The organism is Bradyrhizobium sp. T-12 (genome assembly GCF_058314695.1).
Genome location: NZ_CM177756.1, coordinates 3045850 through 3067405, shown reverse-complemented (window position 1 = coordinate 3067405; position 21556 = coordinate 3045850). Strand labels below are relative to the sequence as shown.

The 21556-nt window shown below is 64.2% G+C and carries 19 protein-coding genes; 8 read left to right on the top strand and 11 right to left on the bottom strand.

Going from position 1 to position 21556, the window contains the following annotated elements; genetic code table 11:
• The first annotated feature begins 61 nt into the window (after positions 1–61).
• Positions 62–970 carry a LysR family transcriptional regulator gene (locus tag AC0WRY_RS14315; protein ID WP_194407592.1) on the top strand — a complete coding sequence of 303 codons (909 nt, stop codon included), beginning with the start codon at positions 62–64 and terminating at the stop codon, positions 968–970.
• A gap of 28 nt (positions 971–998) precedes the next feature.
• On the opposite strand, the gene AC0WRY_RS14310 is transcribed toward AC0WRY_RS14315, so the two are convergent.
• Both AC0WRY_RS14310 and AC0WRY_RS14305 read right to left on the bottom strand, forming a co-directional pair.
• The gene (locus AC0WRY_RS14310) at positions 999–1613 is read right to left on the bottom strand and encodes a TetR/AcrR family transcriptional regulator (protein WP_194407591.1); all 615 of its coding nucleotides are present in this window, start codon (positions 1611–1613) and stop codon (positions 999–1001) included.
• Between the two features lie 64 nt (positions 1614–1677).
• Positions 1678–2211: a PaaI family thioesterase gene (locus AC0WRY_RS14305; protein ID WP_194407590.1), complete on the bottom strand. Its 534-nt coding sequence runs from the start codon at positions 2209–2211 to the stop codon at positions 1678–1680.
• A gap of 157 nt (positions 2212–2368) precedes the next feature.
• Between AC0WRY_RS14305 and AC0WRY_RS14300 the strand changes: the two genes are divergently transcribed.
• The 3 genes from AC0WRY_RS14300 to AC0WRY_RS14290 all read left to right on the top strand — a co-directional run bounded on the left by AC0WRY_RS14300 (position 2369) and on the right by AC0WRY_RS14290 (position 5897).
• Complete coding sequence (locus tag AC0WRY_RS14300) at positions 2369–3139, top strand: enoyl-CoA hydratase (protein WP_194407589.1); 771 nt, start codon at positions 2369–2371, stop codon at positions 3137–3139.
• 151 nt (positions 3140–3290) lie between these two features.
• Entirely contained in the window at positions 3291–4487 is a 1197-nt protein-coding gene (locus AC0WRY_RS14295) for an acetyl-CoA C-acyltransferase (RefSeq protein ID WP_194407588.1), read from the top strand.
• A gap of 111 nt (positions 4488–4598) precedes the next feature.
• The gene (locus AC0WRY_RS14290) at positions 4599–5897 is read left to right on the top strand and encodes an MFS transporter (RefSeq protein WP_194407587.1); all 1299 of its coding nucleotides are present in this window, start codon (positions 4599–4601) and stop codon (positions 5895–5897) included.
• A 188-nt stretch (positions 5898–6085) separates the two neighbouring features.
• On the opposite strand, the gene AC0WRY_RS14285 is transcribed toward AC0WRY_RS14290, so the two are convergent.
• From AC0WRY_RS14285 to AC0WRY_RS14260, 6 genes are all read right to left on the bottom strand, one after another.
• The gene (locus AC0WRY_RS14285; RefSeq protein ID WP_491123268.1) at positions 6086–6832 is read right to left on the bottom strand and encodes a CoA-transferase; all 747 of its coding nucleotides are present in this window, start codon (positions 6830–6832) and stop codon (positions 6086–6088) included.
• Entirely contained in the window at positions 6829–7635 is an 807-nt protein-coding gene (locus tag AC0WRY_RS14280; RefSeq protein WP_491123267.1) for a CoA transferase subunit A, read from the bottom strand. The genes AC0WRY_RS14285 and AC0WRY_RS14280 overlap by 4 nt, the downstream gene beginning before the upstream one ends.
• Positions 7636–7741: 106 nt before the next feature.
• Positions 7742–8317, bottom strand: a complete 576-nt coding sequence (locus tag AC0WRY_RS14275) for a peroxidase-related enzyme (RefSeq protein WP_491123266.1) — start codon at positions 8315–8317, stop codon at positions 7742–7744.
• Between the two features lie 365 nt (positions 8318–8682).
• Entirely contained in the window at positions 8683–9339 is a 657-nt protein-coding gene (locus AC0WRY_RS14270) for a TadE/TadG family type IV pilus assembly protein (RefSeq protein ID WP_211418084.1), read from the bottom strand.
• The gene (locus AC0WRY_RS14265) at positions 9339–9875 is read right to left on the bottom strand and encodes a TadE/TadG family type IV pilus assembly protein (protein WP_249132198.1); all 537 of its coding nucleotides are present in this window, start codon (positions 9873–9875) and stop codon (positions 9339–9341) included. Before AC0WRY_RS14265 ends, AC0WRY_RS14270 begins: the two co-directional genes overlap by 1 nt.
• Before the next feature lie 33 nt (positions 9876–9908).
• On the bottom strand, positions 9909–11330 hold the full coding sequence (locus AC0WRY_RS14260) for a TadE/TadG family type IV pilus assembly protein (RefSeq protein ID WP_491123265.1): 1422 nt from the start codon (positions 11328–11330) through the stop codon (positions 9909–9911).
• A gap of 496 nt (positions 11331–11826) precedes the next feature.
• Here AC0WRY_RS14260 and AC0WRY_RS14255 point away from each other — a divergent pair, with 496 nt between their 5' ends.
• Complete coding sequence (locus tag AC0WRY_RS14255; protein WP_491123264.1) at positions 11827–13302, top strand: FAD-binding oxidoreductase; 1476 nt, start codon at positions 11827–11829, stop codon at positions 13300–13302.
• A gap of 5 nt (positions 13303–13307) precedes the next feature.
• On the opposite strand, the gene AC0WRY_RS14250 is transcribed toward AC0WRY_RS14255, so the two are convergent.
• From AC0WRY_RS14250 to AC0WRY_RS14240, 3 genes are all read right to left on the bottom strand, one after another.
• The gene (locus AC0WRY_RS14250; protein ID WP_491123263.1) at positions 13308–15005 is read right to left on the bottom strand and encodes a GMC family oxidoreductase; all 1698 of its coding nucleotides are present in this window, start codon (positions 15003–15005) and stop codon (positions 13308–13310) included.
• A 110-nt stretch (positions 15006–15115) separates the two neighbouring features.
• Positions 15116–16675, bottom strand: a complete 1560-nt coding sequence (locus AC0WRY_RS14245; RefSeq protein WP_194407580.1) for an acyl-CoA carboxylase subunit beta — start codon at positions 16673–16675, stop codon at positions 15116–15118.
• Positions 16605–17579 (bottom strand): IclR family transcriptional regulator, encoded by a 975-nt coding sequence (locus AC0WRY_RS14240; RefSeq protein WP_491123262.1) that lies wholly within the window; start codon positions 17577–17579, stop codon positions 16605–16607. The genes AC0WRY_RS14245 and AC0WRY_RS14240 overlap by 71 nt, the downstream gene beginning before the upstream one ends.
• Before the next feature lie 94 nt (positions 17580–17673).
• Between AC0WRY_RS14240 and AC0WRY_RS14235 the strand changes: the two genes are divergently transcribed.
• From AC0WRY_RS14235 to AC0WRY_RS14225, 3 genes are all read left to right on the top strand, one after another.
• The gene (locus AC0WRY_RS14235; RefSeq protein WP_194407578.1) at positions 17674–17895 is read left to right on the top strand and encodes an acyl-CoA carboxylase biotin carboxyl carrier protein subunit; all 222 of its coding nucleotides are present in this window, start codon (positions 17674–17676) and stop codon (positions 17893–17895) included.
• A 166-nt stretch (positions 17896–18061) separates the two neighbouring features.
• Positions 18062–19228, top strand: a complete 1167-nt coding sequence (locus AC0WRY_RS14230) for a TAXI family TRAP transporter solute-binding subunit (RefSeq protein ID WP_194407577.1) — start codon at positions 18062–18064, stop codon at positions 19226–19228.
• 231 nt (positions 19229–19459) lie between these two features.
• Positions 19460–21535, top strand: coding sequence for a TRAP transporter permease (locus AC0WRY_RS14225; RefSeq protein WP_194407576.1), 2076 nt, complete (start codon positions 19460–19462; stop codon positions 21533–21535).
• Positions 21536–21556 lie beyond the last annotated feature (21 nt).

Genomic DNA, 21556 nt, shown 5'->3' with positions numbered 1-21556 from the left:
TCCTATTGACCTGCATTTTATAGGATTCAAGTCTGAGATAATGCACCATAGATGTGCGAAAATGCTGGATCAAGGCGCTATCGATTGGGACGACTTTCGCTTCGTGCTGGCCATCGTGCGGGGCGGCTCGGTCTCGGCTGCGGCAAAACAGCTCGGCGTCGACCATGCCACGGTGATCCGTCGTGTCGACCGGCTGGAAAAGCACCTCTCGGCGAAATTGTTTGACCGGCGCAAGACCGGCTACCTCCTCACCGAGGCCGGCCAGCGCGTCGCCGACAGCGCGGAAGCGATGGAATCGACCATCGTCGCCAACCAGGAGCAGGTCGGCGGCTCGGTGGCGCGGCTGACCGGCACGGTGCGGATCGGCGCGCCCGATGGCTTCGGCACCGCGTTCCTGGCGCCGCGGCTGGCGCCCTTCGCCGACCGGTATCCCGATCTCGACCTGCAACTTGTGGCCACCGCGCGACTATTCAGTCTCTCCAAGCGCGAGGCCGATATCGCCATCAGTCTGACCATGCCGAAGGAAGGCCGCATCGTCGGCCGCAAGCTGCTCGACTACCGCCTCGGCCTCTATGCGGCCCCCGCCTATCTCGACCGCTTCCCGAAAATCACCTCGCGCGAGGTGCTGCCGCAGCATCGCTTCGTCGGTTACATCGAGGAGCTGCTGTTCACGCCGGAGCTCGATTATCTGCCGCAGGTGTCGCCGCGGATCTCCGCGCGCTTTCGCAGCGCCAATCTGATCGCCCAGCTCAATGCCACGCTCTCAGGTTTCGGTATCGCCGTGCTGCCCCACTTCATGGCGAGCGACTACCCGCAACTCGTCCCAGTGCTGCCCGATGAGATCGCGATCACGCGGACGTTCTGGATGCTGATGCACGCCGACAGCAAGGATCTGGCGCGCATCCGCGCGGTGGCGGATTACGTCAGTGAGATCGTGGAGCGCGAGCGGGCGCTGTTTGCGGGGCGGTAGCACCGGTCTCGCAGGATGCGCAACGCGCCTAGTTCTTTGCCTTCTTCGCCGCCACTTTCGGCTCGCGCTTCGCGCCCTCGAGCGTACTGTCCCTGCCCGCCTTCAACACCTCGTCCGACAGCTCGCTTGACCCCGCGATGCGGGCCAGCAGCATGGTGCCGGCCATCGTCGCCAGCGTCGCGATCGCCTGCTTTCGCGCCGCCTTGCGCGGCATGTTCGGGATGTAGTCCGTCAGTTGCTCGATCATCTCGTCGAGCTTGCCGGCGAACGCCTTGCGCGCCTTGGGGCTCTCGCGGGCAATCTCGGCGCCCAATGCGGGAATCGAGCAGCCATGGCCGGGATTGTCGCGATGCAGCGTGGAGAGGTAGGCCTCTGCGACCAGCGCCAGCCGCTTGTCCGGCGAGACCTCGTCGGTGATCTGGCGCCAGTGCTCCATCGAGCGGTCCATCGCATAACCGAACGCCTCGATTACCAGCGCCTCGCGGGAATCGAAATGCGCGTAGAAGCCGCCATGGGTCAGGCCGGCCTCCTTCATGAGGTCGGCGACGCCAATGCCGTGGGCGCCCTTTTCACGCAACCGCGTGGAGGCCTTCCTCACGATGCGGTCGTGGGTTTCCTGCTTGTGTTCCGGGGAATAGCGCATGCTGGTCTCATTGGATGTCGAAGGTCATCTCATAACACGCAAATGACGAATTAGGTGCATTAATTCATGTTAAGTTGCCGCCGATCATCGAAAACGTTGCAGTTGCGTGCACCGCAAGGGCGCCCTTGCCGTCCCGGACGAAGCCTTCGGTGTAGCTGGTCTGCCGCCCGAGCTTGATCACTTTACCTTCGGCCGAAATCAGCCCGGAACGAACCGAGAGCGGACGCAGGAAGGCCAGCTTCAACTCCAAGGTCACCGAACCCTGCCCGGCCGCGAGCCGGGTCGAAATGGCACAGCCCATCGCGGTATCGAGCAGCGCCGCGGCGGTCGCGCCGTGGAGAAGACCGATGGTATTTTCGAGATCCTCGCGCGGCTCTAGTTCCATGACGATCCGGCCCGGCTCGACCATCGCCATGGTGAAGCCGATCAGTTTCGCGAAAGGCGGCGGCGGCAGCCGGCCGTCGCGAATCCCCAGCATGGCATCCATGCCGGACAACCCCATGGCCGCTCTCGCGACCGGGGCGGGCATCTGCCAGTCCACCACGCGCTCACGCCGCTGTGCCGGCGAAAACAGGTCGAGTTGTTCGATGTCGGTCATGGCCGCCCCTTTGAATGACACGCGTCATACTATGTCGCGGACTTCGCGCTGGCAACTCCACCTCGCCTGCCCGCTTGACAAGCAGGACGCTTCGGCCCGGAAGTAATCTCCGACCAGTGCGCCTTGCGCGCCTACGAAAGCCAATCGAGATCCCACGATGGAAATGCTCAACCACCATTGCGGCGTGACGCGCGATGCGCGCGGCGTCGTCCATGTCGCGATCTGCAACGCCGGCCCGCTCAACATTCTCGGCTCAGCGGTGACCAATGCCGTGCGCGAAGGCTTGCAGCAGCTCGCGCCCGACCGCAGCATTCGCGTCGTGGTGCTGCGCGGCCAGAGCGAGAAGAGCATGATCGGCGGTGCCGACATCAAGGAGATGGCCAAGCTCGACCAGGCATCGGCCGAAGCCTTCATCAGCCGCCTGCGCGATCTCTGCGAGGCCGTGCGCCAATTCCCGGCGCCCGTGATCGCACGGATGCCCGGCTGGTGCCTCGGCGGCGGCCTCGAGGTCGCCGCGGCCTGCGATTTCCGCATCGCCGCGCATGATGCCCATTTCGGCATGCCCGAGGTGCGTGTCGGCATTCCGTCGGTGATCCATGCGGCGCTGCTGCCGCGCCTGATCGGCTGGGCCCGCGCGCGCTGGCTGGTGATGACGGCGGAGAACATCGACGCGCCGACTGCGCTCGCCTGGGGACTGGTCGACAAGGTCGCGCCGGAGGGCGGGCTGGATGCGGAGATCGAGCACCTGGTGAAGGCTTTGCTGGAATGCGGCCCCGAGGCGCTGCGCTCGCAGAAGGCCCTGCTGCGGCAATGGGAGGAGCTGCCGCTCACCGAGTCCGTGAATTTGAGCGTGAAGGTGTTCGGCGAGTCGTTCCTGACGGACGAGCCGACGCGCTTGATGGGCGCGTTTGTGAACCGGAAGCGGTAGGATGCAGGCTTCCGTGCCCCGGACGCAGCAGCAGCCGCCGCAATAAATCTCATCTCACCACGACAATTTCTCATCCTCGCCGCGGTTGCATTTTTTGCACTGCATAATATGATGATCATAATCTTACCCGCCATCGCCAGGGAGTTCCATCATGGCCGAAGCTGCCGATCCCGTCGTCATCGTCTCCGCCGCCCGCACCCCACTCGGCCGCTTCATGGGCGAATTGTCCCCACTCCCCGCGCACAAGCTTGGCTCACACGTGATCGGCGCTGCGCTGGAGCGCGCAAAACTCTCGCCCGACAAGATCGACGAAGTCTTCATGGGCTGCGTGCTGCCGGCCGGCCAAGGCCAGGCGCCGGCACGCCAGGCTGCACGTACCGCGGGTCTTCCCGATGCCACCGGCGCGACCACCGTCAACAAGGTGTGCGGCTCCGGCATGAAGGCGACCATGCTGGCGCACGACATCATCCGCGCCGGCTCGGCCCAGATCGTCGTCTCCGGCGGCATGGAGAGCATGAGCAACGCGCCGTACCTGCTGGCCAAGGCCCGCGGCGGCTATCGCGTCGGCCATGACCGCATCATCGACCACATGATGATGGACGGGCTGGAGGACGCCTACGAGTCCGGCCGTTCCATGGGTGATTTTGGCGAAGCAACGGCGGAGGCCTATCAGTTCACGCGCAAGGACCAGGACGCTTACGCCATGGAGACGCTCAGCCGCGCCCGCAAGGCGGTCGATGGCGGCGCGTTCCAGGCCGAGATTGCGCCGATCACGCTCGCCGAAAAGGCAGGTCCCCGCATCGTTGCCAATGACGAGCATCCACTGAAGGTCGATCCGGCCAAGATCCCGGGCCTGAAGCCGGCGTTCCGCGCCAACGGTACGATCACGCCGGCGGCCTCTTCCGCCAATGCCGACGGTGCGGCTGCGCTGGTGCTGACGAAGCGTTCGCTCGCCGACCGGAGCGGCCTTCCCGTTCTCGCCGAGATCAAGGGCCACGCCACGCACAGCCAGGAGCCGCAATGGTTCACCACGGCGCCGATCCCGGCGATCCGCAAGCTGCTCGACAAGGTCGGCTGGGCTGCGTCCGACGTCGACCTGTTCGAGATCAACGAGGCCTTCGCCGTGGTGGCGATGGCGGCGCAACGCGATCTCGGCATTCCCCGCGAGAAGCTCAACGTCAATGGCGGCGCATGTGCGCTCGGCCACCCGATCGGCGCCACCGGCGCACGGCTGATCGTGACGCTGCTGCATGCGCTCGAGGCGCAGAACCTCAAGCGCGGCATCGCCGCGCTGTGCATCGGCGGCGGTGAAGCCACGGCCATCGCCGTCGAGCGGTCGGCCCGCTGATCAATGATGTCCGAAATTGAGGGAAGTCTGTCATTTTAGACTTCCATTCCTTGTGCCAGATTGCAACCGTGATGCGGGTCTCCAGGGGCCCGCCAAAAAGATTGAGGCCCAATGATCTCGAACTGGCTCGCGGCAGCATTGTCCCGCCGCAACGTCCATTACGGCTGGGTGATGGTCGGCGTGACCTTCCTCGCCGCGCTGATCAGCGCCGGCACGGTCGGCGCGCCCGGCGTCTTCATCGTTCCCCTGCAAAAGGAGTTCGGCTGGAGCACGGCGGAGATTTCTTCCGCGCTGTCGATCCGCTTCATCCTGTTCGGGCTGATGGCCCCGTTCGCGGCCGCCCTGCTCAACCGCTATGGCCTGCGCAACGTCACGCTGACCGCGCAGCTGATCGTCGTCTCGGCGCTGGTAGCCTCCCTCGGCATGACCGAGGTATGGCAGCTCATCGCGCTCTGGGGCGTGGTGATCGGCATCGGCACCGGCATGACCGCCCTGGTGCTGGGTGCGACCATCGCCACGCGCTGGTTCGCAGCAAGGCGCGGCCTCGTCGTCGGCATCATGACTGCGAGCGTCGCCACCGGCCAGCTCGTGTTCCTGCCGCTGCTGGCAAGCCTGACCGAACGTTACGGCTGGCGGCTCGCGCTCGGCTTCGTCTGCATCATGCTGGGCGTCTCCGCGCTGGCAGTGCTGCTCGCGATGCGCGATCGGCCGAGCGATGTCGGCCAGCGTCCGTTCGGCGACGAAGGCACGACACCCCTGCCCGCACCGCCCGTCAGCCACGGCTCGATCACAGGCGTGGCGCTCGGCACGCTGCGCGACGCCTCGAAGTCGACCGCGTTCTGGATCCTGTTCGCGACCTTCTTCGTCTGCGGCGCCTCGACCAACGGCCTCGTCCAGGTGCACCTGATCCCGATGTGCCTCGATTTCGGCATCCCGCAGGTGCAGGCCGCAAGCCTGCTCGCGGCGATGGGCATCTTCGATTTCTTCGGCACCATCATGTCGGGCTGGCTGTCGGACCGCTACGACAACCGCTATCTGCTGTTCTGGTACTACGGGCTACGCGGGCTCTCGCTGAACTTCCTGCCGTTCAGCGATTTCTCGTTCTATGGCCTCTCGATCTTCGCGATGTTCTACGGTCTCGACTGGATCGCGACGGTGCCGCCGACAGTGCGTCTCACCGCGCAGAAATTCGGGCCCGAGCGCGCCAATCTGGTGTTTGGCTGGATTTTTGCCGGCCATCAGCTCGGCGCCGGCGCGGCGGCTTTCGGGGCAGGCTTCTCGCGGACGGTCTATCAGAGCTACCTGCCCGCGTTCTTCATCGCCGGCGCACTCTGCGTGTTCGCCGCGTTGATCGTGCTGGCGCTGTCGCGGCAATCGAAACCTCAAGCCGCGATGGCGCAAGCGGCGTAGGCAGACGGAGGACGCAACTCTTCCCTACTCGTCAAGTGCGGCGTTTCGCCTCTCGGTCCAAATCAGGTGTGGCCCTTCACGACATCTGCCGCAATTGCATGAGGACGGCAGTATCGACGCGAGGCAGATATCGACGAATGTTCATGAGTACGCGCCCTAACCCGACCGCAGAGTGCAGGCGCGATCCCCTACCCCGGACCCGGCATGTTGCCCGCGAACTGCGGATAGCATTCGCGCAGCTCCTCGCGGATCCGTCCCCGGATCAAGGCCAGCGTCGCGTCGTCCGGCGACGGCGTCGTGACCTCGCATTGCTCGTTGTCGTAGGCAAAGCCCGTCGTGCCGCGAATGTCGCGCCAACCATAGCCGGGATGCGTGCTCTCGAGGCGAAAGCGCCCCGCCTCCCGGTCGAAGGAGAATAGCGCCGCGTTGGTCAGCAGCGCATGCGGGCCGCCGCGCCGATAGACCGTCTCGTCGGTGACCCCAGGCGCAGACACGAAGTCCACGCGCTCTACCAGGGACCGCAGGCTGTGCTCCTCGCGGAACAGGATGACCCGCGGAACGAGGAAGTACAGATAGGCGGAGCCGAACGAGCCGGGCCACCTGACCGGATTGTTCGGGTAGTCGCCGGTGCCTACGAGATTGACATTGCCCTGGCCGTCGATCTGGCCGCCGCCGAGAAAGAAGGCATCCAGGCGCCCCTGCGCGGCACAATCGAACAACTCCTCGGCACCACCGGTGAAGGAATTGTGCTTGACCGATCCGAGGATCGAGAGCTGCACGCGCCCCGCTCCGTCACGCTCGTTGAGCGCACGCAACAGCATCGCACCGGCCGCCGGCATCGGCGAGGATTGACCGACCGCAACATGCCGCACGCCCTTCAGCAGCCGCGAGATCGTATGGATCATCAGCTCGCGGCTGGTGCACGCCTCGGTCATGCCGCGCTCCTTGAACCCCGGATATAGGCCTGGAACCCCTCCGGCGAGCGCGCCGCGCGCGCGTATTTCTCGACTTCCCGCCCATCCCTGGGATACTCGGCGTAAAGCCCCGTGGGCCACCCGCCGTTCTTCAACTGCGCCACCGCACTCACATAGATTGCAGGCAGGACGCCCGCGGCCATTTTCTCGTCCTCGAGCAGTGACGTCTCGGAGATGCGCTCGACGGTCACGAACGCCTTCTTCGAGGCGTGCGCCAGCAGCATGGTTTCGCGCCGGCGCCCCAGCCGAACGTTGCCGAACCGGTCCGCTTCAGGGGCATGAAACAAGGCAATGTCAGGCTGGATCGCCGAGACCACGACGATCTTCTCGCCGTCATCGAACGGATTCGACGTCACCTTCCAGTCGTCCCGCTTCTTGAGGACGTCACTGCCGATGATGCCGCGGATCGGCATGAACGGCACGCCCTTCTCGGCGGCCGTCAGGCCTGCGAACACCGCGGGACAGGTCGCATCGCGCAGGCGAATGGACCCGTCGCGGACGGCCCGGCTGAAACAGGGTGCGCCGCCGGCTTCGCCGAGACTGACGGCGCTGGTCTCCAGCGTCGTCACGGCGCCGGCGCCGATCAGCATATCGACTTGCATGCCCCCGATCGGCGCACACACTACATGGAGATCGCGAACGCCGCGATCGATCAGCAGCCGAATCATTCCGGGGGACGCAGCGTAATCGTCAGGCGCCAGACCGAGCTTGCACCCCGAGGGTATCATCTCCGCCATCTCTTGCGGCGTTACGAAGTCTGTCATCTCTTCACCTCTCTCAATCAAGACGCCGATCGAGCAAGATCAACTTCCGGATTCGTCGAAACGCCTAAGTCGCACGAACCGCCCGATCGTGAATGAGCGAACTCCGTCAGCCGCGTCCCATGCTGTAGAACTCTGCGTTCGGCCGCATACTGGTGACGTTGGCGAGCCGGTTGGACAGGCCGAAGAAAGCCGTGATCGCGGCAATGTCCCAGATGTCCTCTTCGGTGAAGCCGTGCGATTTCAGCGTGGCGAAATCGGATTCGGAAACCTCATAGGCCTCGGTCGAGACGCGCACGGCGAAATCGAGCATCGCCTTTTGCCGGTCCGTGATGTCGGCCTTGCGGTAGTTGACCGCGACCTGATCCGCGATCAGCGGATTCTTTGCGCGGATGCGCAGGATCGCGCCATGCGCGATGACGCAATATTGGCATTGATTGAGGTTGCTGGTCGCAACCACGATCATTTCCCGCTCGGCCTTGGTGAGATTGCCGGGCTTGTCCATCAGCGCATCATGGTAGGCAAAGAATGCGCGAAATTCGACCGGCCGGTGCGCGAGCACGAGAAAGACGTTCGGAATGAAGCCGGACTTCTCCTGGACGGCCAGGATACGGGCCCGGATGTCGTCCGGCATGTCGGCGAGATCAGGGACGGGGAAGCGACTGATGGCAGGTGCCTGGGTCATGGCTTGGATATCCTCGGGGCTGGTCGATGGGATTCTCTACCCATCGCGTTCCTCATGTTCTTGGCCCGGGTGATTGCAGGACATCCTCGGGCGGTTGCGTCGAGCGCGTCAGGGGTGGTCCGCGGTCGCCCGTAGCGCCCCCTCCCAGCGCGGCTATCGCCATCAATGCCTGCTTCGACGTCGTAAAGCAATGCGGGCTACCGTAACCCAGCCCCCCTCGCCGAGCGCGCCGGAACGATTGCAGGCGCGCGCCTGTACGCAGACGTCCCCGCCTGCAAGCCCCTGCTCTGGCGTAATGAACTGCTCGAAGAGACCGACGTGCCGCCCGGCACCATCCCCGATCGATCAACCTCGCTCCCGCGAGGCTAACAGGTCTTCTGCTGCAAATGCTGGACGCATGTGCAGGTGGTCGACGTCGGAGAAGTCGTTTTATACTTCACGTCGTAATATGGAAAGCTCGAGGCGTTGGTCGAGCAGCGCGGGAACAGATAGTAGCTGTCGGACAGTTTGACCGTGCCTGCGATGGTGAAGCCGAGGTTGGGCGTGTAATCGTAGGAGACCTCGCTCAGGATGAGCGAGATTTTAGCGTTGGTAGTCCCGCCCGGCGCGGTAAAGGACGACAAAGTCATGGCGGTCCCCGGCGTTCTCGCCCCCGACCCGCTGGTCGACTTGCTCCATTGCACCGTTGCGTTGCCGCTGCTGTCGGTCGATACTTCCGAGACCGTGATCGTCATCAACGAGTTGCTACCATTCTTGATGGGATATGGAGCCATGATGGCGGTCGCAGCCGCGAGGATACCGTCCATTTGGCTCGGGCTAACGGACGTGTTCTGCGTGATCATGTCGGCGACAGCATGCGCGGTCGCACTGACCTTGACGTTCATGGAGAGCGCGGTGCCGAGCTCGACGCCGCCGATATAGAGTAGCAGCATGAACGGCGTCACGATCGCGAACTCCGTCGCTGCCACGGCGCGGACATCGGATACCAGGTGCCGGACGCGAGATGACAGGGCCGAGATCATCAGGTAGCTCCTGGCTCGTTCTGGAACGCGGCGGACGACATGATCAGCCTGTTGCCGTTGCTGAGGTTCGACAGGTTGAAACCGAGCGGACCGAGGACGACCGGCCACTCGTACATGATGCGGAGCACGACGATATCGCCAGCCTGGCCCGGATCGTACTGCCAGACATTGGAGACCTTGCCCGTGCCGTCATAGGTCAGGGTCGGCATCGCCGTGTTCGCTGCTGTCCACGTGGTCGCCACCTGCATGTCGACCATCAGGCCACTGCAGTTGAAGAGGATCACGATCTGATCGCAGACCTTCTGCTTGAAGACGGCCTGCGACATGTTCGCAGACTGAACCTGTCCGGTCATCACGAGACGCGCCGACTGGCGGACGATAGATTCGAGCGTCTGCTGGGCAAAGAAAACCAGAAAGGTCTGGATCAGTGCGATGACAAGCGCGAGAAACGGCGCGGCGACGAGCGCGAACTCGACGGCCGTGGCTCCGCTGTCATTCGCGGCAAAAGCGGCGCAACGGTTGCGGCGTCTCTTCATTGTCGAAGCTGATCCAAGCATGGCCTCTTTTCCTTACTGCACGAGGCTGGCCGTGCTGGACGCGACCTTGATGAACAGATCCGTCAATGCCTGGTTGATGTCGCCGCCATTCTGAACGTTTGCGTACAGGCCCGGCGACGCGCAGGATTTCAACCGTTGCGCGATCGTGCCGGTCGACGAGGACGGGTTGTTGAATTGCGAGATACGGCTGGTGTACCAGCCGTCGCTCGGCAGTTGCAGATACTCGGTGTAGAGAATCGCGATGCGGATGTTCCGAGTCTTGATGGTATCGCAGATCGCCGTGTTGAGCGGTTGCTGGCATCGCAAAGTCGTCGAGTTGGCCGCCGGCAGCGCATAGGTGGCATTGGGATCGCAGCTGCCACCCGTCTTCGAGATCAACTTGTCCTCGACGCCGTCAGTGACGAGGAAGACCACCTCCTGCGGCGTACCGGCCGCGGTACCGTCGCCGGGATTGGGCATGATGGCGTTGAGGTCGGTCAGCCCCTTCGAGATGTCGGTGCCGTAGTCGGTGGTGTAGGTGCAGGCGCCCTTGCTGTCGAGAACCGGGCAGTTCTGGTGGTCGACCGTCAGGAGCTGAATGTTGCCGATCTGCGTGCCGGCCGTGGTCGGGGTGGTCAGCGTCTGGATCGTATTCAAGGCGTAGTCGAAGGTGTAGATGGCGGCCTTGTAGGTCGTGTTGTTGAGCGCCGACATGCACTGCATGACGCCGCCCGACGTCCCCGACTGCGGGCACGACCAGGGTCCGACCATCAATTGCTTGACGGCATTCGTCACGAGATCGATCCGCAGCGTGATGTTGTTCGCACGCGCGACCGTGAGATTGTCCTTGTTCGTCGAGCTCGGGGCTGCGTTGTTGGGATGCGCCTCGTGGCAGGCGAAGGCACAGTTCTTCGCGTAGTTGGGCTGGTTCTTCGTGGCGAGAACCATCGCGTCGATGTCGCTCTGGGTCGCCGCCAACGCCATTGACGGGGAATCATCCAGCAGCAAATAGAAATTCATGTTGGGGGCGCTGGACGCCTTCGCCGTTGCCGAACCGGCCACCTGCCAGGTCGACTTGCCGAGGACGCCGGGGAAATTGTTGACGGACTCTGCGGTGTAGGAGACCGTGATAGTCCGCGAGAGACCGGAATCGGTGACGGTGATCGTCGGCGTCGGCACGGCCGCCAACCCGGGCAGGTTCGCCTTCGCGGCAAAGACGGCAGCCGCCGTGTTCTCGATGACGGACTTGGTGGTCTGCGTCAGCATCGCGGGCCGCACGGCAGCGATCGCAGCCGCGTCGGCGGCTGCGTTCAATTGCTCGCGCTTGCGCAAGGCCAGCGTGTAGTCGAGCGTCATGCCCAGGAGAAAGATGATGGGAACCATCGTCAGCGCGAAGATGATGGCGACGTTGGCCTTCCGGTCTGTCGCGAAACAGAGCATTGCGCGGCGGAGCATGAGGTTCATCCTGGCTGCCGTCGTGGCGGCAACGGTCCTTTCCCTGTGACATCGACGGAAGAGGCTGCCCGGTTCGATCCCGGCACTCGCCCATCACGGGCGGAATATGGCGATTGGTCTCTTAATCAACACTTACGGGCATTCCGCAAACCGGAACCTCACATGATGCAGATGTCTCATATCGAGAAGGCATCATTAATGTCGCTTAAATGCGATCGCAGTGATTGACGCTAAACCCTAAGAAACACCCGTAAAACTCCGGGCTGCCCCGATGCGCTTGCCGACAGAACGCGCCTCAGGCGGTCCGGCCGCTCAAACGGCAAATCCGAAACAGCCCCACAGGGTCGTCGGCGCGAGCCGCCCTGCCCGCCTGGCTCTCCGGGGAAGAGGCATATTGCCGTTAGACTCCACGGCGCAAACGTGGACAATGCCCTGACGCACGCCAGCGTGCGCAGTGCACATCAAGATGCGCCAGGGGAAACAAGAAGGGAAACAAATGCCGGCTGCCGGCCCGTCGTCCGAACCCACCATTCCAACCATTCCGCTCACCGCCCAGGTCCGCGATTCACTGCGCGCGATCGTGGGCGAGAAGGGCCTGATCGAGGACGAACATGGCAAGCAGCCCTTCGTGACGGATTGGCGCGGATTGCTGATTGGAGGTGCCGGCGCCGTCGTCCGCCCCGGCAGCACCGAGGAAGTCGCGCAGGTGGTCAAGCTCTGCCACGAGCATGGGATCGCGATCGTGCCGCAGGGCGGCAACACCGGCCTGATGGGCGGCGCAACGCCCTGGCCCGCGCACACCGGCATCGTGTTGTCGCTCGGCCGCATGAACCGCGTGCTGGAGGTCGATGCCACCGGCTACACCATGACGGTCGAGGCCGGCTGCGTGCTGCAGATCCTGCAAGAGACAGCAAGCCGGCACGACAGGTTCCTGCCCCTCAGCCTCGGCGCCCAGGGCTCATGCATGATCGGCGGCAATCTGTCGACCAATGCCGGCGGCGTGCAGGTGCTCCGCTACGGCAATGCCCGCAATCTCGTCCTGGGACTCGAGGTCGTCTTGGCCAATGGCCAGGTCTGGAACGGATTGCGCGCGCTCAAGAAGGACAATACCGGCTACGACCTCAAGCACCTCTTCATGGGCGCGGAGGGAACGCTCGGCATCATCACCAAAGCTGTGCTCAAGCTCTGGCCCGCGCCGAAGGATGTCTGCACGGCGTGGCTGGCGATCCGCGATCCGCGCGCGGCGCTGGAGATTCTGTCGGAAGCCCATAGCGCATCCGAGGACAATGTCGGCTCCTGCGAGCTGATGAGCCGCAGCGCGATCGACATGGTGCTCCGTCACATACCCGGCGTGCAGGATCCGCTGAGGGCGGAGACGCCATGGTATCTCCTGATGGAATGGTCGTCGGCGCGCGCACGCCGGGATGGCGCCGAGGGCATGTCCGAGAAGCTGGAGCAATTTCTTAGCCAGCAGCTCGAGGCCGGACGCGTGCTCGACGCGGTGATCGCCCAGACCGGAAGCCAGTCGCGCAATATGTGGCGGATCCGGGAAAGCGTCGCGGAGGCCTCGCGCGCCGAGGGGCCGGGGCTCAGCTACGACATCTCGGTGGCCATCTCCAGGATTCCCGAGTTTATCGACCTCGGGCTCAAGGCGGCGCTCGAGATCCTCCCGACCATCCGGCCCTATCCGCTGGGGCATATCGGCGACGGCAATCTGCACTTTTCGTTCATGGCGCCCGTCGGCATGGATCAGCAGACGCTGACGCAATACAAGGCCGCCATCACGCGGGCCGTGAACGATCTCGTCACCTCCATGGACGGCTCGATCTCGGCGGAGCACGGCATCGGCATCGACAAGCTCGACGAACTCAGCCACTACCGTTCCAAGACCGAGCTCGACATCATGCGCACCATCAAGCGCGCGCTCGATCCGCAGAACATCATGAATCCCGGCAAGGTGCTTCGGGTGTAGGGGTCCTATTGCATGATCGCGGCCGCGATCTTCTCCGCAGACATCAACACCGGGAAATTGGTGTTGGCGCACGGCACCACCGGGAAGATCGAGGCGTCGACGACGCGCAGGCCCTGGATGCCCTTGACGCGGCCCTGGTTGTCGACCACCGCCATCGGATCGTCAGCGCGGCCCATCCGGCATGAACAGGAGGCGTGCCACACGCCGATGGTGGCCTTGCGCACGAAGGCCTCCAGCGCATCGTCGTCGTTCATGACCTGATCGAAGGTAAAACCTTCGACCACGAAATTGTCGATCATGTAATGGCGCAGCGCGGCCGGCCCGTCCATCAAGGCCGCGGCGAGCTTGGTCAGGATCTTGTTCTTGGTATTGACCACCCCGATCTTGCGGACCTTGTCGGTATAGGCGGCCGGGAACGGCTTGTCAGTCACTGTCCTGACGATGTCGCTCATCTGGACCGCAGCCATCTTGCGGAATCCGCTCATCAGCCGATCGAGATCGCGCCGGTCTGACAACAAATTGAACTCGACGAGCGGCTCCGCGGACGGATCGCGCGAGGCAAGCTTGACCTGCCCGGTTTCGGAATAGGTCTTGTTGACGAAGGTCAGCAGCGAGCCGATCTGCTCGCCGACCGCATGCCAGGCCGACTTGGAGAGCAGCACGACGAACATGTCGCCCTTCGGCACATCAGGCAGCCCCGACGAGTAGCGCAGCCCCAGCTGCATGTGGCGCCTGGTGTGCTCGTTCATGCGCGCGCCGCGGCGGACAAAGGACGACAGCGAGATCGAGGGATGATCCATCAGGCGCTGGCCGACGCCCGGCAGACCCATCAGCACGGGAATGCCGAGATCCTTGAGGTGGCCGACGGGCCCGATGCCGGCGCGGAGCAGATGCGCGGGCGAATGGATCGCGCCGCTGGAGAGGATGATCTCGCGTCCCCGGAAGTCCTGCTCGCGTCCGCCGACAACGGCCTTCACGCCCACGCATCGCGTGCCTTCGAACAGCAGCTCCTTCACCTGCGTGTTGGTGGAGATGGTGAGATTGGCGCGCTTACGGGTGTCGCGGTCGAGATAACCCATGGCGGCCGAGACGCGCTGCTCGGCCTGGTTGGAGTGCGTCACCGGGAAGAAGCCGTCGACGAACTCGCCGTTCTGGTCGGGCAGGAATCGGTGGCCGGCCTGCTGAAACGCCTCGGCAAAGGCCTGCGAGTGCTTCGTCCAGTGCTCCCTCGGAATCCGGCGGACCGGAATCTTGCCGTCCTTGCCGTGATAGGGACCGTCGAAATCGAGGTCGCGCTCGACCTTCTTGAAAAAGGGCAGCACGTCATTCCACGTCCAACCCTCCGCGCCGCGCGCGTCCCATTCGTCGTAGTCGGTCGGCGCGCCGCGGTTGGCCATCTGGCCGTTGATCGAAGAGCCGCCACCAAGCACGCGGGCCTGCTCGTATTTGCGCAGCGGCGGACGAGCCTCGTTCGGATTGTTGTGGCTGACGACCTGGGTCGTGACCTTCAGCTCGGTCCAGTGGAAGCGCGGATCGAAATAGGCTGTGCCGGGATAGCTGTCTCGAATTTCAGCCGGCTCGTTGCCGGGCGGCGTATCCTGTCCGGCTTCGCACAGCAGGACCTTGTTGGCGCTCCTAGCGGAGAGCCGGTGGGCCAGCACGGACCCCGCCGAGCCGCCGCCCACGATAATGAAGTCATACACGATTGGCGCTTCCTCTTGTTCTTGCCCGGGGAACGTAGCGCGTTCTTATTTGGAGGTCACGATGCAAGCTGCCCGGCAAGATGCCGCGCAGCCGCACCAGCAGCCGAACCTCACGGCCTGATCGTCATGTTCTCCGGCGGCCCCGCTTTTCGCAGCGGCTCCGCCAGCCGCGCGAACTCGCACAGCAGCGAGCGGGTCTTGCGGGGATCGATGATCTCCTCGACCCAGAATTTCTCGGCCGAGCGGAACGGCGAGCGCAGCTTGTTGAGGCGCTCCTGGATTTCCTCCAGCTTGCCCGCCTTGTCCTCGGCCGCATCGATGTCGGCGCGATAGGCGGCCTCGATGCCGCCCTCGAGCGGCAGCGAGCCCCAATAGGCCGAGGGCCAGGCGTAGCGGATCGAGAAGCGGTCGGCCGGCTGGTGCACGACGCCGGCAACACCGAACGCGTTGCGCAGGATCACGGTGCACCAAGGCACGGTGGTCTGGTTTACCGCGGCCATGGCGCGCACGCCGTGGCGGATGGTCGCCGCCTTCTCGGCATCGAGGCCGATCATGAAGCCGGGGCAGTCCATGAGATAGACAATCGGCAGGTGGAAGGTCTCGGCGAAATCGACCCAGCGCACCACCTTCTGGCAGGCATCCGCCGTCCAGGAGCCGCCATAGTGAAAACTGTCGCTGGCCAGCACCATCACCGCCCTGCCCTCGAGCCGCGCCAGGCCGACGATGATGGGCTTGCCGAAATTCTTCGCGACCTCGAAGAACGAGCCCTTGTCCACGACAGACTCGACGATCGGCCGTATCTTGTAGACCTGCTTGCGGTTGCGCGGCACCGCCTTTATCAGCGCGTCTTCGCTGCGCTCGGGATCGTCGGCGCAGGGCAAGGTCGGCGGCAGCTCATAGACCGACGACGGCAGATAAGACAGGAAACGCCGCGCGCAGGCGAACGCTTCTTCTTCGGTATCGACGGCATGATCGACCGCGCCGGCGCGGGTCTGGATGTCGGCGCCGCCGAGTTCCTCCTTCGAGAGATCCTGCCCCAGCGCCTTCACGACAGGCGGCCCCGCGACGAACATCGCGGACTTCCGGGTCATGATCGAATAGTGGCTGGCGGCAAGGCGCGCCGCCCCCAGGCCCGCCACCGAGCCGAGGCCAAGTGCGACCACCGGCACACGCGACAGGTTCTCCGTCGTGAAGCGGTACCAGCGCGTGCCGCCGATGCCTCCCGGCAAATTGGCTGCTCCCTTGGTCTCGATGGTCTTGACCGAGCCGCCGCCGCCGGAGCCTTCGATGATGCGGACGATGGGCAGGCGGAAGTCGTGCGCCATCTCCTCCGCCATCAACGGCTTTGCCGAGATCGACGCATCAGCCGAACCACCGCGGACGGTGAAATCGTCGCCGACGACCACCACGGTGCGCCCGTCGACGCGCGCCCGGCCGAACACGCAGTTCGCCGGCGTCAATTTCTGCAACTCGCCGCTGCTATCGTATTCACCGATGCCGGAGACGGCACCGATCTCGTGAAAGCTGCCTTTGTCGATCAGCTTGTCGATACGCTCCCGAACAGTCAGCCGGCCCTGGTCATGCTGTCGCTTGACCTTGTCAACGCCGCCCATCTCCCGCGCGAAGGCTTCGCGCCGGGCGAGCTCGTCGAGTTCCGGCTTCCAGTTCATTCACTCCCTCCGAACGGATCGGCTTGTTATTGTTGTGCACGGCCATTGCGACCGGTTTACGCGGGATGCGGTTGTTGAAGACGTCGCCTTCCGCGCCTTCCACCAGACTGCCGAGCGAGCGACCGAGTTCGAGCATCAATGGTGCGACTTCGGCGTGCAGCCGCTCCTCGTCGTACATCGACGAGAGAAGACCGATCGTGATGACCACGAAGGTCTGGTACTGCGGCGACCAGATCGGCACCGCGAGTCCGTTGATGTGCGGGCTCCACAGGCCGCAGGCCGTGACATAGCCGCGCTCACGCAGCGACTGCCTGTTCGCCTCGATGCGGGGCTTGAGGATCTTCGCAGCCTCGGGCGCTTCGCGCTCCATCTCCGCGATGAAGGCATCGCCGACTTCCGGCGACAAGGCCGCGGTGTAGGCCGCGCCCGCGGCCGTCGAGGCCATCGAGATGCGACTGCCGGTGCCCTCGTGCAGACCGAGTGCGGTCGCCGAGCGCGCGAACAGGAGATAGACGAGATGGAAGCGATCCGGAACGACGAAGCCGACCGTTCCCGGCAATTGCTCGGCGACGTCCTGCAGTCGCTGCCGGATCATGCTGCGCAGCTGCGCGCCCTTCATCATCGTCGCGCTCATCGCGACCGCGCTCGGGCCGATGCGATATTTCTGATCGCGCGGCAGGTAAACCAGTTGCCCCATTCGCGTCAGCGTGTGCGTGAGCCGCGACACCGTCGAGCGCGGCAGGCCGCAGCGATTTGAAATCTCGAGATTGCCGAGTCTCGCCTCGTGGCCCTCGAAGCATCGCAACACGTCGAACGCGCGCGAGACCACCTGGATGACATCTCCCTCACCGGCATCGCCAGCGAGCACGCCTTGCCTACTCAACCGCTCGGATCGTCGTCCCATGTTCCCTACCGTCTGTTCCGCTCTGCGGAATTAAATTCCACTTGCAGACGACGCTACCTCAGGCATTTTGCGACGACAACAAAAAGGCGATGGCATGCCAGAAATTAAGATCGTCACCGAAGTCGCGGGACGTGTCTGCGCAACTCCCGTGCAAGTTGGAGGAACCGTTGCGGATGGCGATGAAATTGTGGTGGTCGAAGCGATGAAGATGGAGATACCGGTGCCCTCGCCCGCGAATGGCACGATCACGTCACTTCTGGTGAAACTCGACGACATCGTTGCCGAGGGACAGGCGATCGCGATCGTCGCGAGCTGAGCATTCTCTCCGTCAATTGCGCGACAATCTGTCAGCTTCATCCCCGCATGCGCGGTACGGCGTTGCCATCGTTTGATGGCGGTGACATGATCTGCTGCAAACAAAACGTTGTTTCAAACAAAGAAAGAAAATCTTCGCGGCAAAGCGAGGATCATTGGAGGAAAACATGCTTCGTGGGCTGCTCATACTCGCGCCTGCCTTGGTGGCAGGCATTTCTTTTGCGTCTACACGCTACGCGTTCGCCGAAGACGTCAAGTTGCCGGCGACATTGACTTTCACCGCCTACGACACCGGAACAGCGGGCTTCAACATCGCCGTCGGCGTCGGCAAGATGATGAAGGACAAATACGGCACCGACGTGCGCGTGCTCCCCGCAGGCAACGACGTCGCGCGCCTTGCGCCGCTGCGTGCCAAGCGCGCGGCATCCGCGGCGATGGGATCGGGCACCTATTTCGCGCAAGAGGGCGTGTTCGAGTTCGGCGCGAAGGAATGGGGCCCGCAGCCGCTGCAGATCCTGCTCTCGACCGTCGACTGCAATTGCGGCTCGCTCGGTGTCGCCGCCGACACCGGCGTGAAGGAGCTGAAAGACCTCAAAGGCAAGCGTGTCGGCTTCGTGGTCGGCTCGCCGGCGTTGAACCAGAACTCGCTTGCCGTGCTCGCCTTCGCCGGCCTGACGCAGAAGGACGTCAAGGCTGTCGAGTTCGCAAGCTACGGCGCGATGTGGAAAGGCCTGATCAACAACGACGTCGATGCCGCCTTCGGCACCACCATCACCGGCCCCGCCAAGGAGGCTGAGACCTCGCCGCGCGGCCTGATCTGGCCGCCGCTGCCCGCGAAGGACAAGGAGGGCTGGGCGCGGATGCAGAAGGTCGGCTCGTTCTTCTTCCCGCAGGTCGCGACCTGTGGCGCCGGCATCTCGCCGGAGAAACCCGTCGAACTCGGCAACTACCCCTACCCGATCTTCGTAACCTACGCGTCGCAGCCGGCCGATCAGGTCTATGCGATGACCAAGGCCATGATCGTGAACTACGACGCCTACAAGGATTCCGCACCGGGCGCCGGCGGCCTCGCCGCCGACCGCCAGACCAAGAACTGGGTGGTGCCGGTGCATCCTGGCTCGGTGAAGGCACTGAAGGAAGCCGGGCAATGGAGCGATGCGCAGGAGGCACACAACAACAAGCTGATCAAGCGGCAGGAGGTACTCGGCGCGGCGTGGGCTGATTACGGCAAGTCCAGTCCGCCGTCGGACGACAAGGCGTTTCTCGCGGGCTGGATGAAGGCGCGCGCGGCTGCGCTTGCGAAGGCTGACATGACGAACGGGTTCGAGGAATAGAACGCGATGTTATTGCGCCCGATCGCGGCTCCGCGAGAAGTGCGCTCCCTCTCCCGCTTGCGGGAGAGGGTTTCTCCGCATTGCGATTCCTCAAGGGGCAAGAGCCCTCACACGGCGCTGCGCGCCGACCTCTCCCGCAAGCGGGAGAGGTTAAGGAGCCCGCGGCCCGACCGATTCAAACAACGGCCGTTCGCTTAATCTGCATTCAACTGCCCACGCGCGGGATCGATGATGCCTTCTGCTTCCACCTCCACCGCCCCGCAAGACGCGCCCAAGCGGATTGTGTTCGACGATCCGCACGGTGCCGCCGCTAACATGCAGGAAGCGGAGGTCACGCGCGTGCGCGCGCTTCGCGGCGCCTGGCGCTGGATGCTGGTGGCCGCGACCGCGGCGACCATCCTGCTCTGCATCAACCAGCAATTCTCGCTGCGATTCTTCGTCGGCTATACCCAGCTCAACACGGAGTATTTCTATCTCCTGATCGCGCTGATGCTGCCGTTCACGTTCCTGATCTTCCCCGGTACCGAGCGCGCGCCGCTCGACCGCATTCCCTGGTATGATCTCGTCCTGTTCGTCGTGACCTTCGCCGCGGCGCTGCTGTTGATGTCGAACGTGCGCAAGGCGGCGGAAGCCGGCTGGGAATTCGGCGGTGCACCGAACAATGTGATCGCCGCCGGGCTCGTGATGTGGGTGATGCTGATGGAAGCGCTGCGCCGCACCGGCGGCTGGAGCCTGCTCTTGAGCGTTCTCCCCTTCACCGTCTACCCGTTGTTTGCGGAGTCCGGCTGGCTCGGACCGTTCCGCGGCACGCAATCGACGATCGAACAGGCGACCGCCTATCACGTGCTGTCGGGCGAGAGCCTGCTTGGGATTCCCATCCAGGCCTTTGCCGACACCGTGATCGGCTTCCTCGTGTTCGGCACCGCGCTGATGATGACCGGCGCCGGAAAGTTCTTCATCAACCTCGCCTTCGCGCTGTGCGGCACCTTCCGCGGCGGCGCGGCAAAAGTCTGCATCTTCGCCAGCGGCCTGCTCGGCATGATGTCCGGCTCGATCATCTCCAACGTGCTGACCGCCGGCACCATGACCATCCCCGTGATGAAGAAGAGCGGTTTTCGCGCCTCCTATGCCGGCGCGATCGAGGCCTGCGCCTCGACCGGCGCGGTGCTGGCGCCCCCGGTGATGGGCGCAACCGCCTTCGTGATCGCGCAGTTCCTCAACGTCAGCTACGCCGACGTCGCGCTCGCCGCGATCATTCCGGCGGTGCTTTACTACGTCGGCCTCTTCATGCAGGTCGACGCCTACGCCGCCCGCCACAAGCTGAAGGGCATTCCGCGCGCCGAGCTGCCGCGCATCATGGATACGATCAAGGACGGCTGGTACTACGTCTTCGTCATCGCGCTCTTGATCGTGATGCTGCTCTACTTCAAGCGCGAGAGCCACGCGCCGTTCTATGCCACCGCGCTGCTGCTGGTGCTCAACCAGTTCTTCTCGAAGGATACGCGCTGGACGTTCGCGACCATCGGCAAATTCCTCGAGGTCAACGGCCGCACCTTCGTCGAGCTCGTCGGTATCCTCGCCGGCTGTGGCCTCCTGATCGGCGCGTTCTCGATGACGGGCGTGGTGTCGAGCCTCGCCAACGACTTGCTGCATATTGCAGGCGACAATCCCTTCCTGCTGCTGGCGATGTGCGCCCTCACCAGCCTGATCCTCGGCCTCGGGCTGACGACGACGGCCTGCTACATCTTCCTCGCCATCCTGGTCGCGCCCGCGCTGGAGAAGCTCGGGCTGAACAGGATGGCGGTGCACATGTTCATCTTCTATTGGGGCATGCTGTCGTCGATCACCCCGCCGGTCGCGATCGCGTCCTTCGCCGCCGCAGGCATCGCCGGCTCCCCGGCGATGAAGACGGGCTGGGAATCGATGTGGGTCGGCAGCATCATCTATTTCCTGCCGTTCTTCTTCGTGCTCAATCCGGCGCTGGTGCTGCAGGGGCCGAGCCCGTATCTGGCCGGGTTCGGCCTGATGGGGCTCGCGGCATTCGGGACGCTGTTCATCTGCGGTGGCATTCAGGGCTACCAGCCCTTCGTCGGTGACTTGCGCGGGACGGGCAGCCTGGAATGGCCGATCCGCGTTCTGCTGGTGATCGGCGGCTTCGTGGTGGCGACGCCTGGCGGCGGGATCATGCCGCTGTCGCAGCTGCAGGTGACGCTGCTGGGACTTGCGATCCTGGCGCCGACGGCTCTGCTCGCCCTGCTGCTGGTCCGGCGGCAGACCATGGTGCCGCACGGGTTGCGCGCTCCCTGATTGCGTTGCACAAGTGAGGCG